The sequence below is a fragment of the Flavobacterium davisii genome (genome assembly GCF_019565505.1).
Lineage (GTDB): Bacteria > Bacteroidota > Bacteroidia > Flavobacteriales > Flavobacteriaceae > Flavobacterium > Flavobacterium davisii.
In genome coordinates this window covers 365,891-384,312 of record NZ_CP067378.1, presented here as the reverse complement: position 1 = coordinate 384,312, position 18,422 = coordinate 365,891, and the positions used below count along the sequence as shown (strand labels likewise).

The 18,422-nt window shown below is 30.6% G+C and carries 15 protein-coding genes and 3 pseudogenes; 17 read left to right on the top strand and 1 reads right to left on the bottom strand.

Annotated elements, in window-relative coordinates:
• Window positions 1-115 precede the first annotated feature (115 nt).
• A complete protein-coding gene (locus JJC05_RS02010; protein WP_164849080.1) occupies window positions 116-2,584 on the top strand; it encodes a T9SS type A sorting domain-containing protein in 2,469 nt (822 codons plus the stop codon).
• Between the two features lie 850 nt (window positions 2,585-3,434).
• Here the strand turns inward: JJC05_RS02010 and JJC05_RS02005 are convergent.
• Complete coding sequence (locus JJC05_RS02005; RefSeq protein ID WP_105196807.1) at window positions 3,435-4,115, bottom strand: Crp/Fnr family transcriptional regulator; 681 nt, start codon at window positions 4,113-4,115, stop codon at window positions 3,435-3,437.
• A gap of 106 nt (window positions 4,116-4,221) precedes the next feature.
• Here JJC05_RS02005 and JJC05_RS02000 point away from each other — a divergent pair, with 106 nt between their 5' ends.
• The 16 genes and pseudogenes from JJC05_RS02000 (at window position 4,222) to JJC05_RS01925 (ending at window position 18,322) form a co-directional block, all read left to right on the top strand.
• Complete coding sequence (locus JJC05_RS02000) at window positions 4,222-6,597, top strand: heavy metal translocating P-type ATPase metal-binding domain-containing protein (protein ID WP_105196779.1); 2,376 nt, start codon at window positions 4,222-4,224, stop codon at window positions 6,595-6,597.
• Window positions 6,598-6,724: 127 nt separating this feature from the next.
• Entirely contained in the window at window positions 6,725-6,913 is a 189-nt protein-coding gene (ccoS, locus tag JJC05_RS01995) for a cbb3-type cytochrome oxidase assembly protein CcoS (RefSeq protein ID WP_088391602.1), read from the top strand.
• A 2-nt stretch (window positions 6,914-6,915) separates the two neighbouring features.
• A complete protein-coding gene (gene ccoN, locus JJC05_RS01990; RefSeq protein WP_235878105.1) occupies window positions 6,916-9,102 on the top strand; it encodes a cytochrome-c oxidase, cbb3-type subunit I in 2,187 nt (728 codons plus the stop codon).
• 4 nt (window positions 9,103-9,106) lie between these two features.
• A complete protein-coding gene (locus tag JJC05_RS01985) occupies window positions 9,107-9,301 on the top strand; it encodes a CcoQ/FixQ family Cbb3-type cytochrome c oxidase assembly chaperone (RefSeq protein ID WP_088391606.1) in 195 nt (64 codons plus the stop codon).
• 94 nt (window positions 9,302-9,395) lie between these two features.
• Entirely contained in the window at window positions 9,396-10,334 is a 939-nt protein-coding gene (locus JJC05_RS01980) for a cbb3-type cytochrome c oxidase N-terminal domain-containing protein (RefSeq protein WP_105196777.1), read from the top strand.
• Window positions 10,335-10,459: 125 nt separating this feature from the next.
• A pseudogene (gene ccoG, locus JJC05_RS01975) lies at window positions 10,460-11,878 on the top strand (cytochrome c oxidase accessory protein CcoG).
• Between the two features lie 91 nt (window positions 11,879-11,969).
• A complete protein-coding gene (locus tag JJC05_RS01970; RefSeq protein WP_105196775.1) occupies window positions 11,970-12,416 on the top strand; it encodes a FixH family protein in 447 nt (148 codons plus the stop codon).
• Window positions 12,417-12,499: 83 nt separating this feature from the next.
• Window positions 12,500-13,200 (top strand): annotated as a pseudogene (locus JJC05_RS01965) (sulfite exporter TauE/SafE family protein).
• Between the two features lie 56 nt (window positions 13,201-13,256).
• Entirely contained in the window at window positions 13,257-13,487 is a 231-nt protein-coding gene (locus tag JJC05_RS01960; RefSeq protein ID WP_088391614.1) for an HP1242/YdcH family protein, read from the top strand.
• A 566-nt stretch (window positions 13,488-14,053) separates the two neighbouring features.
• The gene (locus JJC05_RS01955; protein WP_235878104.1) at window positions 14,054-14,338 is read left to right on the top strand and encodes a LysM peptidoglycan-binding domain-containing protein; all 285 of its coding nucleotides are present in this window, start codon (window positions 14,054-14,056) and stop codon (window positions 14,336-14,338) included.
• Window positions 14,339-14,505: 167 nt separating this feature from the next.
• Window positions 14,506-14,697 carry a hypothetical protein gene (locus tag JJC05_RS01950; protein WP_235878103.1) on the top strand — a complete coding sequence of 64 codons (192 nt, stop codon included), beginning with the start codon at window positions 14,506-14,508 and terminating at the stop codon, window positions 14,695-14,697.
• Between the two features lie 428 nt (window positions 14,698-15,125).
• Window positions 15,126-15,506 carry a hypothetical protein gene (locus JJC05_RS16395; RefSeq protein WP_258929408.1) on the top strand — a complete coding sequence of 127 codons (381 nt, stop codon included), beginning with the start codon at window positions 15,126-15,128 and terminating at the stop codon, window positions 15,504-15,506.
• A gap of 13 nt (window positions 15,507-15,519) precedes the next feature.
• Window positions 15,520-15,915, top strand: a pseudogene (locus JJC05_RS01940) (DUF4280 domain-containing protein); the annotation flags it as partial.
• A gap of 18 nt (window positions 15,916-15,933) precedes the next feature.
• A complete protein-coding gene (locus JJC05_RS01935; RefSeq protein ID WP_235878102.1) occupies window positions 15,934-16,173 on the top strand; it encodes a hypothetical protein in 240 nt (79 codons plus the stop codon).
• Complete coding sequence (locus JJC05_RS01930; RefSeq protein ID WP_235878100.1) at window positions 16,059-17,300, top strand: peptidoglycan-binding domain-containing protein; 1,242 nt, start codon at window positions 16,059-16,061, stop codon at window positions 17,298-17,300. The genes JJC05_RS01935 and JJC05_RS01930 overlap by 115 nt, the downstream gene beginning before the upstream one ends.
• Window positions 17,288-18,322 carry a lysozyme gene (locus tag JJC05_RS01925; RefSeq protein ID WP_235878099.1) on the top strand — a complete coding sequence of 345 codons (1,035 nt, stop codon included), beginning with the start codon at window positions 17,288-17,290 and terminating at the stop codon, window positions 18,320-18,322. The genes JJC05_RS01930 and JJC05_RS01925 overlap by 13 nt, the downstream gene beginning before the upstream one ends.
• Window positions 18,323-18,422: the final 100 nt, after the last annotated feature.

Sequence of the window (18,422 nt, the reverse complement as noted above, 5' to 3'; positions counted from 1 at the left end):
TTTCGGGTTATTTTGTATTAAAATAACAAACAATATTATGAAAACTTATTTAATAGCGGCTTTGCTGTTTTTTAATTTTAACTTCTATTCACAATCGTTTGTCTTTGATCAAAAGATGTATAAGTCAATTGAAGATAAGACTATTAAATTTGATGAGATTAATAAAAGAGTTGAAGAATCTTTTAAAAATCGCATTATTGATGCTAAGGGTAGTGGTTGGAAAGTGTATCAAAGATGGAAGTATATGGCAAGCTTTGAGGTAGACGAAAACGGTTATTTGCCTAATTCGATTGCAATTGATAAAATGAAGACTGAATTTAAAGAAAGTCCTTCTTTTAATGACAAAATTTACAGAAAATCATTAAACAATTTATGGGCACCAGCAGGGCCTTTTACATATACTAATAAGGGATCTTGGAGTACAGGTCAAGGTAGGGTGAATTGTTCTGTTACAGATCCTAATAATGAAGATATAATTTATATAGGTGCAGCTGCAGGAGGTGTTTGGAAATCTACAGATGGAGGATTAAATTGGTCGCCTAAAACTGATTTTATAGATTCTATAGGTATTTCAGGTTTAGCAATAGATCCTAATAATACGAATGTAATATATGCAATAACTGGAGATGCAGACGGAGCAGATACCGTTTTTGATGGTCTTTACAAATCTAATGATGGAGGGGATACTTGGATAAAAATGGGGCTAACAGATGTGAATTATGGTAGAACAATATTGATAGATCCTAATAATAGTAATGTTGTAATTGTAGGAACTAATTCAGGTGTATATCGTTCAGAGGATGGAGGACTTTCTTTTGAACTAACTTCAGATAGTGACGTTATCTATCAGTTGGCGTTTCATCCTACTAATTCAAATATAGTGTATGCTTCTAATTCAACAGGAGGAGATACTTTTATTTATAAAAGTGTTGATAATGGGGTAAATTGGGAAATGAAGAAATCTTTTGTGCGAGTAAAAAAGATGCTTATGGCTACTACAAAGGCAGATCCTAATTATTTGTACTTATTAGGTGCTAATACATCTGGAGATTTAAATGGCTTTAAAGGGGTTTATTTATCGGTTGATGCGGGAGAAAATTTTACACTTAAAAATGATAGGACTGATATTTTAGAAAGCTACCAAAGTTATTATGATTTGGCATTGGCTGTATCGCAAACTAATAAAGATTTGATTTATACAGGATGTCTTAATATGTGGGGTTCAAAAGATGGAGGGATAACGTTTACCAAATTGAATCATTGGAGTAATATTTCTGATCCACGATATACGCATGCAGATATACATAATATAAGAACAGTAGGTTCTGATGTATATGTATCTTCAGATGGAGGTATTTATATTTCTAAAGATGCGGGTAATACTTTTGTAAATAGAACATCGGGTTTGCAAATAAGCCAGTTTTATAAAATGGATACTTCACCATTAACTAATTCTAGATTGGTAGGAGGATTACAGGACAATGGGGGATATGTATCAGATAATGATGTTTGGTCTAATTTTTATGGAGGAGATGGTATGGATACCGCAATAAATCCAGTAAAACCTCATTTAGCATACGGTTTTACACAGTATGGCGGAAATTTATATGAATATAATTTTAATTCAAAATATGATGGTTCTTTTATTGCAAATCATAGTTATGAAAAAGGAGAGTGGGTTACTCCTTTAGAAATTTCAAATAGAGGAAATATTTATGGAGGCTGGAAAGAGATAGAGGAGTTGGTTAATAGGACTTGGAAACCGATAACGAATAATTCTAATGGATATAATATAAAGAATATGAAAGTTAATCCATTATATCCTAATAGATTGTTATATTATAGAAAAAGTAAGGCTAATGCTAATTTTGATGAATTAATTTATACTGAAGAAGAAAGGGATAATTTAGGTAATTTAGTTCCAAAAGTAATTACTCTTCCTTCTACTTCAAGATTGGTTAAGAACTTAGCAGCTATTTGTTTTAATCCTGTAAATCCAGCTATTTTTTATATACTATATGCAGGAAAAATTTATAAAACAGCTGATTCAGGAAAAACATGGAATGATATAAGTTTTAATTTGCCTTATTCAACTACTTATTGTATTGCAGCGCAAGGAAATCAAAAAAATTCAGTTTATGTAGGAACTAATTTAGGCGTGTATTATTTTGATGAAGAATCTAATTCTTGGAGTCTTTTTAATAATGGTTTGCCAAGAGTAAAAGTTACAGAGTTAAAAATTAATACTTCTGAAAATAACTTAACGGCTTCAACTTACGGAAGAGGAATATGGAGAGTTGCTTTACCTAGCGGGACACTTGCTGTAGAAGAGCAGGTATTAAATGAATATAAAGGAGGTGTTTTTCCTAATCCATCTAATGGCGTTTTTAAAATTAATGTTAGTATTGAAGAGCCTTTAAAAATGGCTATATATGACGTGTCAGGAAAAATGATTTTTGAAAAAAGTTTTCAATCGTTATCTCCTAATGACGAAATTAATATTTCAAATAATCCGAAAGGAATTTATTTATTAGACATAAAATCAGATCAATACACTATCAGAAAAAAGATTTTAATAAAATAATTAGAATTATATAGCGTAAAATCTTTTTAATTGAAAATAAAAAGGAGTAAGATGCGTTATACTTGTGTAGTAAAGACACTTTTAGACTGTCCTGAAATAATTTAAAAAGAAAATAAATAAAAGTAATATCAAGTTTTTTTTAGTTTTTAACCCTATTTTGAGTAAAAATCAAAATAGGGTTTTAATTTTCTATTAACTTCAAATTCGGTGTTGGATTTGAAGTGAATTAGCAACTTCTGATCTATTCCATTTTGTTTTTTAAATTCAAAATACGTATTCAAATTTTAATGATCAAAATAGTTTATTATTTCTTCTTTTGTAATTTTTGATGAGCATTTGAATTTATTGAGAAATTTTGTTTCACAATGAAGTTTTAATGCGGAATATGTGTAAATATGAAGAAGTAAAGAAAAAAGAATTAATCATAAATAGCGAGAGTTCGACTTAAAAAAACTTTTAACTTGCTAATAAACAGTTCTTTCATATTTCTTTGAGGAACTTTGTGAATAGCTATACGACGAAAAACACAAAGAAAGTACTAATGGAAGTACAAAGTTTTTGTGTAATATCTTAAAAATCAATGCTTTTTATGTCGAACTTACGTTAAATAGGAATGGTTTTGTATTTTTTTAGAGTGGTTTATAAGGATTGTTTTTTAGTTTATTGACATTTATTGTTTGCAAAGAACTAATTTAGTACAATCAAAAAGAGTCTTTTTTAAACTAAGTAAAGAGTATCTTTTGTGATGAAGATAGAAAAGACAAAGAAATCGCTTCTTTTTATATTCAAAGTTATTTTTATTTGGCTAAATTTATTATTTAAAGAGAAAAGTATATTGTGATATTAAAATTTATTCTGCTATTTTTCGTAATTGGTTTTTATTTTTAATAGCAATTTTTTTACCTGATATACTGATTAACTCTTGTTTGTTTAATTCAGAAAGTAATCGGATACAGCTTTCGGTAGCGGTACCTATTATACCAGCTAATTCTTCTCTGGATAGTTGAATACGAAGAGAGCCGTCTTCATTATTACCAAAAGTTTCTTCTAAATAAATAAGAGTTTCTGCTAAACGTTCTTTTACGCTTTTTTGAGCCATTGAAACCATGTGATCATCAGCTTCCTTTAAATCACTACAAATAGTTTTCATTATATTCATAGAAAACTGATTGTTTTGATTAAAAAATTTCAAAATTTCGCTTTTAGGAACAAAGCAAACTTCCATATCTTCTAAGGCAACAGCACTTAAGTTGGCGGGTTCTTCGCTAATCATAGATCGTTGTCCTAAGAGTTCTCCCGACTTTACTAATTTTACAATTTGGTCTTTACCATTAGTACTCAGTTTGGTCATTTTACAAACACCATCCTTTATACAAAATATGCCATTGGTCATATCACCTTCTTCAAAAATAGACTCTCCTTTTTTAATGGTGTATGACGTTTTACATTCGGCCATTCGTAATAATTCGTCCTTTGTTAGAGCCTTCAAAGAACTGAATTGTCTAACGATACATTGTTCACATTTGCTCATAGCACAAAAATCAGCATCCAAAGATATTTAAAGTATGACAAATATCATAGTAAAATAATCAATAAGAAAGGAAATTTGTTGAAGGTTTTAAAGAGCAAATGAATTTATGGATAAAATACATTGTTTTCATTGTGGAAACGATATTGTAAAAACGGAAGAAATTGTTTTAGAAGACAAGTCTTTTTGCTGTGTGGGCTGTAAAACAGTATATGAGATTTTTAGTCAAAATGATTTGGTTTGTTATTATGACTTTGAGCAATCCCCCGGTACTGCTCCACAGGATATTAAGGGGAAGTACGTTTTTTTGAATGATAAAAAAATCGTTTCTAAATTATTGGATTTTGAAGAAGAAGGAGTTCATGTTGTTTCTTTGTATATACCACATGTACACTGTAGTTCATGTATTTGGATTTTAGAAAATCTTCAAAAGTTAATCGAAGGAGTTGTTAGTTCACAAGTTAATTTTAATCAAAAGAAAGTTAGAATTACCTATAATCCAGTAAAAACGAATCTAAAAGATATTGTTGAAATACTTAGTAAAATAGGTTATGAACCTTACATTAGTTTAGAAAATTATGAAAATAAAAGACAAGAAGTTGATAGAACCTTAATTTATAAAATAGGGGTTGCCTTTTTTTCTTTTGGCAACATTATGTTGCTTTCTTTTCCAGAATATTTTGAAGTAGGGGAGTTTTGGATAGAACAATACAAAAGCTTTTTTCGTTGGTTAATTTTTTCTTTGTCATTACCTCCTTTTTTTTATTCCGCTTGGGGATATTATGTGTCTGCTTGGAAAAGCATTCAGTCAAAAATGCTTAACATAGATATTCCTATTGCTTTAGGAATTGTAGTCATGTTTGTTAGAAGTACTATAGATATAGTTTTTGATTACGGGCAAGGTTTTTTTGATAGTATGTGTGGATTGATTTTCTTTATGTTATTAGGAAGATTATTTCAGCAAAAAACCTATAATTTTTTATCATTTGAACGGGATTATAAATCTTATTTTCCAATAGCCATTACGAAAATTACAGCAGATGGATTAGAAGAACCTATTCAGGTATATGATATTTCAAAAGGAGATAGACTCTTAATTAGAAATCAAGAATTAATTCCTGTAGATGGTATTTTAATTACATCAGAAGGGTCTATTGATTATAGTTTTGTTACAGGTGAAGCCATTCCAATAAAGAAAAAATCGGGAGATAAGGTATATGCTGGAGGAAAGCAAATTGGTAAAGTAATAGAGATAGAAGTGTTAAACTCTGTATCGCAAAGTTATTTAACCCAATTATGGAGTAATGATGTTTTTCAAAAAAGAGTAGAACAAAAGTATAAAACAATTACAGATACTATCAGTCGATATTTTACCCCAGCATTGTTACTATTAGCTTTTTTATCCTTTGTTTTTTGGATATTTAGACAACCTGTTACCGCTTTTAATGTTTTTACGGCAATTCTAATTGTAGCCTGTCCTTGCGCATTGGCATTAACAGCTCCTTTTACGCTAGGTAATGTTCTTCGTATAATGGGGTATAGAAAATTGTATCTTAAAAACACAACGGTTATAGAACAGTTAGCAAAAGTAGACACAATTGTTTTTGATAAGACAGGAACCATTACAACTAATAAAAAAACGGCTATAACTTACGAAGGAACAGAACTAAGTTTAATAGAATTAAAACAGCTGAAAAATGTACTTAGAGGATCTAATCATCCTTTAAGTAGAAGATTATATGATTTTATTCCAGTTTATGAAAAAATAGAAGTAACAGACTTTGAAGAGATAACAGGAAAAGGAATTTTTGCAAAAATAGCTGGAAATTCAATAAAATTAGGTTCCTCTCAATTTTTGGAACACATGAGTGAAAATACTCATAAAAAAACCAAAGTACATATTGAATGGAATGGAATATATAAAGGGAGTTATGTTTTTAATAATCAGTATAGAGAAGGATTGGAACAACTGTTTGAAAATTTATCTAAAAAATACCAATTAGTTGTGTTGTCAGGAGATAATGATGGAGAAAAAAAGATTTTACAAAAAATGTTACCCTCTTCTACGCGTTTAGTTTTTAATCAAAAACCAGAGGAAAAGTTACAATATATTGAAAAATTGCAGAAAGAAGGCAAAAATGTTATGATGGTAGGAGATGGATTGAATGATGCAGGAGCATTAGCTCAAAGTAATATAGGAATTGCTATTTCAGAAAATGTGAATGTTTTTTCTCCTGCTTGTGATGGTATTTTAGATGCAACCCAATTTTCCAAGATACATTTTTTTATGCAATATTCAAAAAATGCCATGAAAACCATCTATATGAGTTTTGGATTATCACTATTGTATAATGTTATAGGACTTAGTTATGCTGTAACAGGTAATTTATTACCTATAGTGGCTGCTATTATAATGCCATTAAGCACTATTACTATTGTGAGTTTTGTAACATTAATGAGTAATTTTTATGCGTCTAAAAAATAATTTTAAGTTACAGATTTGAGGTTTATTAAAAAAAGAAACTTGAAATATTAAACAAAATAGGGAGTATGATAAAAATCATATTTTATCCCATATAGTCAAGGTAAATTTGAAGTGTAAAAATAAAGATATGAGTATTATATATTTATTAATCTGCATCAGCATTGTATTAGCTGTTACTTTTCTTTACATCTTTATTAGAGCAGTAAGAAGTGGTCAGTTTGACGATGATTATACTCCTTCAGTACGAATGTTATTTGAAGATGAGTTAAAAAATAGTAAACCCAAAACAAATATAAATTCAGAAAAACAAAATTAATTATGGAAATGCAACAATTTTATTACGACAACAAAATTGTAAATAAGTTCATATACGCAACCATAGTTTTTGGGGTAGTAGGTATGTTAGTAGGGCTATTGTTAGCAACAATGTATTTATTCCCTAATATTACAGATGGTATTTCGTGGTTGAGCTACGGACGATTACGCCCCCTGCATACAAATGCAATCATTTTTGCTTTTGTGGGCAATGCAATGTTTGCTGGTTATTACTACTCAATCCAGCGATTATTAAAAACAAGAATGTATAGCGATTTTTTAAGTAACCTAAATTTTTGGGGATGGCAGTTAATTATTGTTGCGGCTGCTATTTCTTTACCTTTAGGTTATACCACTTCTAAAGAATATGCAGAACTAGAATGGCCAATAGATATTGCTATAGCAGTAATTTGGGTAGTATTTGGTGTTAATATGATTATGACTATTTTACGTCGTAGAGAAAGACACCTTTATGTAGCCATTTGGTTTTATATAGCCACTTTTGTAACGGTAGCAGTATTACATATTTTTAATAGTTTAGAATTACCAGTTAATGGTTTAAAATCATATTCTGTTTATGCAGGCGTTCAAGACGCATTGGTACAATGGTGGTATGGACATAATGCGGTTGCCTTTTTCTTAACAACTCCTTTTCTTGGCTTAATGTATTATTTCATGCCAAAAGCAGCTAACAGACCCGTGTATTCTTACAGATTATCAATTATTCACTTTTGGTCTTTAATATTTCTATATATCTGGGCAGGACCTCACCATTTGTTATATACAGCTTTGCCTGATTGGGCGCAAAATTTAGGGGTAGTATTTTCTGTAATGCTAATTGCGCCCTCTTGGGGAGGTATGATTAACGGACTTTTAACCTTAAGAGGTGTTTGGGATAAAGTACGTACGGATGTTGTATTAAAATTCTTTGTAGTAGCGCTTACAGGTTATGGTATGGCTACTTTTGAAGGCCCTATGTTATCATTAAAGAATGTAAATGCCATAGCACATTTTACGGATTGGATCGTGGCACACGTACACGTTGGTGCTTTAGCTTGGAATGGCTTTATGACTTTTGGTATTATTTATTGGTTGTTACCTAGATTAACAAAAACATCATTATACTCCCAAAAATTAGCTAATTTCCACTTTTGGATAGGAACATTAGGTATCATCATGTACGCTTTACCAATGTATGTGGCTGGTTTTACACAAGCCTCTATGTGGAAACAGTTTAATCCAGACGGATCGTTAGTATATGGTAATTTCTTAGAAACAGTAACTCAAATCATGCCTATGTACGCTATTCGTGCTGTAGGAGGAAGTATGTACTTGATAGGAATGTTAGTAATGGTTTATAATGCTTATAAAACAGTTGTAAACGGACAATCAGTAGAAGATGAATTAGCCGAAGCACCCGCTCTAGTTACGATTGCTCCATATCGTTTAAAAAATGAAAAATTTCATGCTTGGTTAGAAAGAAAACCTGTTCAATTAACAGTTTTAGCTACAATAGCCATTTTAATAGGAGGAATTATACAAATTATTCCAACAATCGTTGTAAAATCTAATATTCCAACTATTTCAAGTGTAAAACCTTACACTCCTTTAGAATTAGAAGGACGTGATTTATATATCCGTGAAGGATGTGTAGGATGTCATTCCCAAATGATTCGTCCTTTCCGATCAGAAGTTGCACGCTATGGAGAGTATTCTAAGTCAGGTGAATATGTATATGATCATCCGTTCTTATGGGGATCAAAACGTACAGGTCCCGATTTATTTAGAGTTGGGGGTAAGTATAATGATAACTGGCATTTTAATCACATGTGGGATCCCCAAAGTACATCAGCGGGCTCTATTATGCCTGCATACAAATGGTTATTTGATAATAAATCTGCTGATTATTCTCAAATTGAGAAAAAAATGAAAGTAATGCAAACATTAGGAGTGCCTTATACCGAAGAAGACATCAAAAATGCCAAAACATCTATTGCAGAGCAATCAGCTAAAATAGAGACAAATTTGAAAAATGATCCAGATTTTGTAAAAAGTTATGCTGAAAGCGAAAAAAATGCTAAAATCCGTCAAGAAGAATTTGTTCCTATGAAGGATCGTGAAATTGTAGCTCTAATAGCCTATTTACAACGTTTAGGTACTGATATAAAAGTTAAAGATTCTCAAAAATAAAACTATGTTGAAGTTTGTTAAACATACTATGGAAAATATCACAGGAATTGAGATATATCCTATCATTTCATTGTTAATCTTTTTCTTCTTTTTTGTAGGATTGTATTGTTGGGTTTTTACCTATAAAAAAGAAAAGATAAATCAATTAAGTAATTTGCCTTTTGCTGAAGGTACTACAGACGAATTTTTAAATTTATAAAACATAAAACGGCTGTTTTATAGCAGATTGTAGCTCTATATCAAACATAATAAGATAATAGATATATACTGCTAAAAAATAAAATTTAAGCATTATGAAAAAAATATTTCCTATATACGTAAGAATTCCAGCATTTTTTGCCTTGTTTTTCATGGCGATGGAATTTTTTATAGACTCGGGCGACCGTCCAGCTTTTATTAAGTACCCTATACTAAATGTTATTTTATTGATTTTTTTGTTAATTCTGATAGCTGTAGAGTTAGTCCTTAAGGCAACAGATAAAGTTTTAGATACTTTATTAACTGAAGAACAACGTAAAGAAAAAGAATTAGAAGAAAATCTACCTTTTACTGAAACTCAATTTTTTAAAGGAATTATACAAAAATTAACTCGTTCTCGTAAAGTAGAAGAAGAAAATGAGTTAATTATGAATCATAATTACGATGGAATTCAAGAATTGGATAATGTTTTACCTCCTTGGTGGGTGTATCTATTTTATGGGACCATTGCATTTGCATTAATTTATTTAGTCCGTTTTCACATGCTAGGTCATGATGATCAAACAACTGAGTTTGAAAAAGAAATGACTATAGCAAAAGTTCAGGTAGAAGAATATAAGAAGACAGCCCCCGATTTAATGAGCAAAGAAAATGTTACTTTATTAACAGATGCTGAAAGTATTAATGCAGGTAAGGCTATTTTTCAAACAAACTGTATTGCGTGTCATAAGGCAGATGCAGGAGGAGCAATAGGTCCCAATCTAACAGATAAATATTGGGTTTTAGGCGGCGGAATTAAAAATGTATTTAATACCATTATGGAAGGTGGACGTGCTGGTAAGGGTATGATTTCATGGAAAGATCAAATAAAACCATCAGATATACAGAAAATAGCAAGTTATGTATTGAGTTTACAAGGTACCAATCCAGCTGGAGCTAAAGCACCCGAAGGAGATCTATGGGAAGAAGGCGCTACAACTATGCCTGCAACTCAAAACATTTCAGCAACTGTAGATTCAACTAAAGCTAAATAATACTAAATATAAAATTAGTTGCCATTTGAAACAAAGGGAGAAATCCGCTATAAGTATAAAAATATTGTATATGATTTCTCCATTTCACTCTGTTTTATTCAAAATGACATAAAAAATAACAAATTATGGCAGGCCATTTACCATCAGATAGCTTTAGAGATACCATTGCAACTATTGACAAAGAGGGAAAACGTGCATGGATTTTTCCTAAAAAACCAAGTGGGAAATTATATGATAAAAGAAAAATAGTAAGTTATTTTTTGTTAATATTTCTTTTCTCAGCACCTTTTGTAAAAGTAAACGGCAGTCCGTTTTTATTATTTAACGTAATAGAACGAAAATTTTCCATTTTTGGATTTCCATTTTGGCCTCAAGATTTCCATTTGGTCGTAATTTCAATGATCATTGGAGTTGTAGGATTAGCTCTATTTACAGTAGCATTTGGGCGCATTTTTTGTGGTTGGATTTGTCCGCAAACTATTTTTATGGAAATGGTTTTTAGACGAATAGAATATTGGATAGAAGGGGATAGAGGAGCGCAAATTAAATTAGCTAAACAAGAATGGAATGCTGAAAAAATAAGAAAAAGATTAACCAAATGGATGCTCTTTTTATAGCCTCCTTTTTATAGCCAATGTTTTCTTAGCTTATTTAATAGGAGGTGATTCCGTATTAGACATGGTACGCCAAGGACCCTTACAAAATACAACGACCCTAATTGCTCTTTTAATTTTTACAGGCGTTTTTTATTTTGTTTTTGCATGGTTTAGAGAACAAGTATGTATTATAGCTTGCCCTTACGGTCGTATGCAAGGAGTCTTGTTAGATAATAAGACAATCAATGTAGCGTATGATCACGTAAGAGGTGAAGGCGAAAAAGGAAGAGGAAAATTTAGGAAAGGAGAAGATAGAACACTATTAGGAAAAGGAGATTGTATTGATTGTCATCAATGCGTAAATGTTTGTCCTACAGGAATAGATATTAGAAATGGAGTTCAGCTAGAGTGTGTTAATTGTACTGCTTGTATAGACGAGTGTAATGCTATTATGACAAGTGTAAACTTACCCATTAACTTAATACGCTATGCAAGTGAAAATGAGATTGTAAAAAAGAAAAATTTGTTTTTACAACTCGAATGAAAGGATATGTAGCCGTTTTAAGTATTTTAATAGGTATTTTTATAGGAATGCTATTTTTAAGAAATGATGTAGAAGCCACTGTATTACGTTTACAGGACAATTATTTCAGCATAAAGGAGAAAATATTACAAATGTTTTTACTTATAAAATAGTAAACAAAACCATGGATGATTTTAAAAACGTAACCTTTAAATTAGTTAGTCCAAAAGGAAAAATTGAAATAGTAGGTAAACAAAGTGTTCAGGTTAAAAAAGATAATTTAGCCCAGTGGAACTTTGTTTGTAGAAATTCATCCAGCATTTTTGGAAGGAGATAAGACAAAAATAAAAATAGAAATTTATAATAATAAAAGGTTAATAGAAACCACTACTAGTAATTTTTTAGGGCCAAGAAAATTTAATTAGTATAGTTCAACTTTAATAAAACAAAAAGATGACATAAAAATGGATAAAATGGTTTTATTGAGTTAAAAAAAAGGTATGTAATAATAGAATTATGAAAGCAAATTGGGGAACAGGAATTGTGATAGCATTTGGGTTATTTATCACATTCATATTATACTTTGTATTTAAAGTACAAGGAACAAAAGAATACGATCATGAAATGGTTACAGAAGAATATTATAAAAAAGAAATAGGATACCAAGATCAATTAGATAAAGAAAAAAATGCTCTCAATCTAAACGAAAAGGTTATTTTAGAAATTAAAAAAGAAGGACTTATAATAAAATTTCCAAAATCATTTGATTACAAAAATATAATAGGTAAGGTGTCCTTTTATAGACCGTCTAATCAGCAATTAGATTTCGATGTGCCCATATCGTTATCTTCTTCCAATTTGCTCATACCTAAAACCAAGCTGATTGGCGGTCGTTGGGACATTACTATTGACTGGGAATACCAAGGAAACAAATATTTGAATAAAGAGAAAGTAAATTTATAATAGCAAACAATAATCGTATGCCATAAACTACTAAATAATAGTTTTAAAATAATAGGTATATGGTTATTGCTAATCATAAAAAAATGATATACTCAGCATTCATATTAGGTTTAATTAGCAGTTTGCACTGTGTGGGTATGTGCGGACCTATTGCTATGATGTTGCCAGTTGATAGAACTAATCAACTTACAAAAGTTATACAAATTATAACCTATAATATAGGAAGAATCATATCCTATATTTTATTAGGATTGTTTTTTGGTTTGTTGGGTAGAGGGCTTTTTCTTGCTGGTTTTCAGCAAAAAATGTCAATTATGATTGGCATTTTAATGATAGTAATAGTTTTAGTTCCAGAAAAAGTCTTCGCCCAATATAATTTGTCTAAGCCCATCTTAACAATATTAACTAAATTAAAATCGTCATTAGGACAGCAATTTAAAAAGAAAAGCTATCCCTCTATTTTTATGATCGGTTTACTCAACGGATTTTTACCCTGTGGATTAGTATATGTAGCACTTTTTGGAGCGATTGCAATGCAAAAATTCATTTAAGTATCCTATATATGACTTTGTACGGAATAGGAACCATTCCGATGATGGCAACAGTTGTATACACGGCTAATTTATTAACAATCCCTATACGAAGTAAAATTCAAAAAATAATACCCATAGCAGTTATTGGAGTGGGAATATTATTTGTTTTTAGAGGATTAGGATTAAATATCCCTTTTTTATCTCCCAGTACCATGAGTTTATTAATTCAAAGCACACCACATTGTAAATAAAAGAGATAAAGAAAAATCAATATAGAATTATAATAATAATTTAAATATAAGCAAAAATGGAAAGACACAACCTACTGAACGAATTCCCTGAATTCACTGAAAAAATTCATGATTTAAAAACAAAAGACAATCATTTTAGAAAACTATTTGATGAATACCATGAAGTAGAACATGAGATTCACCGATACAATTCTGGAGCAGAAGTCACTACAGATGCACACATGCACGAGTTAAAAGCTAAAATGTTATTTTTAAAAGATGAAATTTTTTCGATGCTGAAAAATTAATTAGATAAAAAGTGAAAATCTTAAACGATTTTCACTTTTTTATTTTATTTCAAAAAAACATTCAAAAAAATAAATTTTAAAAGTTATAAAAAAACAGTTCTCATAGCTTCGAATAAAAAAATAGTTCTACTATAATTTTATCCAATAAACAATTTCCTCTATTCATTCCTATCGTTCCTATTGATTAGGTTAAACAAAAAATACGATTACATTCAATACGGTAATAAATAGGGTAAAAATAAAATTTTCCATAAAAAACAGCAAAATATAATTATTTTGTAATTTAAAATGATAAATTTGATATTTATTGTAAAAAAAATAAATATAAAATTAAAAACAATATCTTGATGAAAAAAAACAAGCTATATAGGGTAAAAAAACACAATTGAAGAAGATGTAAATTTATGACACAATAACATGTTTTAATACAAGTATAAATATGGCTAACAAACAGTTTCAATACAAGACTATTAAAATAAAAGAACATCTTCCATTAAAAGATTTTAAATACAAATCAACTTGATAAAACATTTCTGTTTTATCGCTAAAAAACAAACAAAAACGAGATGAATATTAGTTGGTCAATGCATATTGTAAAAAAAGGAGATACCTTAGAATCTGTAGCACAAAAATTAGGAATCAGTAGTCAAACACTCAGACAATATCATAATACCTATTGCGATCTAAAAGAAATAATAGAAGAGAATCATCTAAAAGGAATTAGTGCAATCCTATTACCTTCCTCACAAGAAATCCAAGAGTTTAAAGAGTTTGAAAAAAAAATCAGACCCTTAACAGTCTACCATTACACTACTTACCTCATAATTTTTATAAACCCAGTTACAATATAGAAGAAACAATAGAATCATCAGCAAAAGCTCCCTTTACAGTAAGTTATAAGGCGACCCTAAAAACCACAAGAGAAAAAGAAGGAATCATAGTATCATTAGCAAACAGCTATTTTCAAAAAGAAGAAGAAACCCCAGAAGATAAGATTTCTACATTAGCCATAGCTTGTATGAACACAATATATCCGATAGAATTTATAATAAATTCTGGAGGTCAGATAATAAACATAAAAAATCATCAAGAAATAATAAACAAATTTAAAGAAAGAAAATTAGACCTTTTAACTTATTTTTCAGGAAAAATAAATCAAGCATATATTGATAAGTTTGAGAAAACTCTAACAGATAGAAAAAAATTCTAAAGAGTTATTGTTCAACCTTATTATACCAAGTCCTTTTTCCCAATATGAGTTGGTTTAGTGAAGAAGAAAAAAATGATTTTTTTATTATCAAGCCAATTCGTATAACGTAGAAAGTGCAGTTATAACACAACATAATTTTGAAAACACAGACTATATAAAAACAATTGTTACATCAAATTATGAAGAAGGGAGCACATTTGAAGAAATATTACGTAAAAAAATTATAGAATATTCCCATAATACAATAGATACCCAAGAAGAAGATCTATCAAATTGGCAAGGAAGTATAACTTTTATTTATTACACCTCCAAAAAAGAAAAACAATTACTAAAAGTAGAAGCCGAACTTAAGATAGAAAATAACCAAGAAATATATCTAAAGCATACCTTAAAAATAAATTAACTAAACAAACTAAACCAGTCTATATATGAAAAAATATAGAGTACAAAAAGGCGACACACTCAATAGCCTAGCGGAGAAATTTGCCATAAAAGACGGAGCCAGCCTTCGCGCATTTCACAACATATATTGTCCTTTAGAAGACTTATTAGATTCAGAAGTCGTAGTAGGAAAAGAGCTTCTAATAGCAGAAGAAGCCCCTTATATAAAAGAAAAGCAAGAAAACAATGCCCCACAGAACAACGATACAAAAACAGAAGTAGCAGTATCCCAGAGTTCCAAAGAAGCAGCAAAAAAGAAACAAGTCCAAGTTCTGACTCCTCCAGCTCCACTCCACACGAAGGCAAGCACTTTGTCGTACAAAAGGACAATGTCAGTGCAACCAAGGGTTTCAATTTCCATCCTTTAAAGTAACCAGTCATACCAAACATTATTGGAATGATTCCCAAGGCAAGTCTGATTACTTGGCCGTAACAGAAGAAGATATACAACTAAATCCAACAGCACAACCCTTTGGACAATGCAAACTAAAACCCAGCTCCGGAGGGTATTTACCCTGCTCCTTTGCAGCCGCAGGGAAATGGACTAAAACCTATGATAAAGTAAAAATTTTAGACAAAAAATGCGTCACCGAAATATCCGAGTTAATGTGCAGTACAGGCGGTAAAATTACCATTTTAAAACACGGACAAGAAAGTCAAACCAGTAAAAACCAAGTTAAAAAAGCCAATCCACACGAACAACATCTATACAACCCCATTCTGAATTTTGAAGAATTTCAAGAAGAAATTAACAGTGATAATAATGAAATTTGGTAATAAAAAAACAAATTTATAATGAAAAAAGGGATATCCGTAATATCAGGCGTAACCTCGCCCACAGTAGGCGAAAAAATGACCTACCACATATCCGAATGGTACCCCAATACCCCCTTATCCGAAAGAGAAAAAGCCAACGTTACTTGGGAACTATTCAAAAAAGAAGCGATGGAAGATTTACCACCACCCATGTTAAGAAAAAAGGAGACAGCCGTTTTACCTTTGGCGAATCTTCGGCAGGGGAAACCTACCGATTAGAAGCCTATTTATACCAACCCGAAGGAGGCGGATTAATCATAACCCCCAAAGCCAGCAGAATCCCCAAAATATGTAAAGTAGACCTAACCTATGTAGACGATAGTAAAGGAAGTGTTTTTAGTTTTACAGAAAAACTACGAGCCAAAGCGCATTGTGTAAATATGTTTAACAAAGAAATCTTATTTACCTTATGGGAAGACGACGCAAAAGGCAGCGGACACAATACCTCTAACAAACTCATTGATACAAAGAAGGCAAAAGTAGATTTATATGGTAATGTTGTAGTAGACTTTATGCTAACCAAAGCCTTGATGAAGAAAGCCATGCAAGGAGAAGCAGATATACGAGAACTAGAATTTTATGTAACAGTAGAATATTACAGAAATAAAAAGCACACAACAGCAAACGTAGATATACAAAATCCATTACCTACAGAAAATACCCCTCCTTCTCAGTCTACGGGAATAAAAAAAGCCAAAGGTTCTCCAGCTGAAGAAAAACCAAAAAGCAAGAAAGAGGAAAGTGGCTTATTAAACCCTATTTCCGAAGCCTTAGGCGAAATATGGGATTGGGTAGAAACCCAAGGAACCGCCCTAAGAGACAAACCCCACACCATTGAAATCCCGGAGGGAAAAAGCCCCGCTATTGTGGGGAAAACGAAAGTGGAGAAGACTTCCACTACAGGTACAAGCTGTGGTGAAAGATATTGCATTAAAAAAGGAGACAAGAGTGAACTCATACGAGAAATTAATATTCGTTTAGCGGGTTTTGGCGGAAATGTCCCGACTGATGAATTTACAGACCGCACCGAAAAAATGATTAAACAGTTTCAACGGGATTATATGAAAGTTCCTGAAACGGGTAAGGTTTGTGGGAATGTTTTGAGAGCGATTGATGATTTTTCTACTAAGTTTGATATAGGTGTGCCTTTTTGGAACCAATTAAAATGTAGTTGTTCAACCAAAGGTAGACAAGCTAGTTCTAAATTAAGAGTAATTAAAGAAAAAAATATTTGTGATGGTTTTGGTGATCATACTGGAAAAGGCACATATAAAAAAAACCTCATAATGAAGCAAATCATAATTATGAATATCCGGGCATACATAGAAGCTTATTGTTTGGTTTAAAAACTTTAAAATTTTATTTCAGCCAGCAAACTATTTATTCTCTAGATTTAATTTCATCTGGATACAGATGTAGATTTAAAAATTACACAACAACAAATCATCAAGGAAAAGCAATTGATATTCAGTTTAGTAAAGGGGATTGGAATATCAGAGGTGAACAAAAAAAGAATTTGGAAACATTGCGAAAAATTAGGGATGAATTTTATATAAAATATTTAGGAGGACAAGAAAATTGGACAAATCCAAATAAATTTTCAATTGAACAAATTGATTTGTTATATAAAAAAAATGGGAGTGTTAGATTTGATCATACTTTTAGTTGGATTCATTTTGATGTTAGACGATTTGATGCAATTTACTTAGAAGATAAATATTTTTGTAAAAATAGTCAGTCCTTAAATGGTAAGAGCATAGTTCAATTAGCAAGAGAAATGGGATTAAATGATTTGTGTAATTGTTTTAGAAGTTTTACACCTCAAGGTAAACCAGAAGCTGAAAAAAAAGACTCGAATGAAAGAGTTGATCCTAAAACCCTAAAACTATCGGATAAAGGCAAACAATTCATAAAAGATTGGGAAAAATTTGAGCCTAAGGCTTATAATGATTCTGAAGGATATTGTACTATTGGGTATGGTCATTTAATAAAAAGAAAAAAATGTGAGGATATTACAATTCCTGATGAATTTAAAAATGGAATAACCAAAGAAAGAGCAAATGAATTATTTGAGCTTAGATTAAAAAAATTCGAAAATTCCGTAAAAAGAGACATCACTGCTCCTCTATATCAATATGAATATGATGCTTTAGTAAGTTTAGTATTTAACACTGGGGAAAATTTTTTAAATACAGGTGGCAAAAATGATGGTGAGACAAAAATTAAAAAAAATATAAATAATAAAGAATATGAAGCAGGAGCTAATGAAATGAAAGATGTCACAAATGGAGGAACTTCTGGTTTAGTAAAAAGAAGAAATGCAGAAATTAAAATGTTTAAAAATAATATATATGATTCAACACATTAAACTTATAAAAATGATTTTATTTATTTAACCAACTTATTATTCCTAGTTTCAGGATGTAAGACTGATTCTAAAAATGGTTTAGAAAAGAGAATGTTATTTC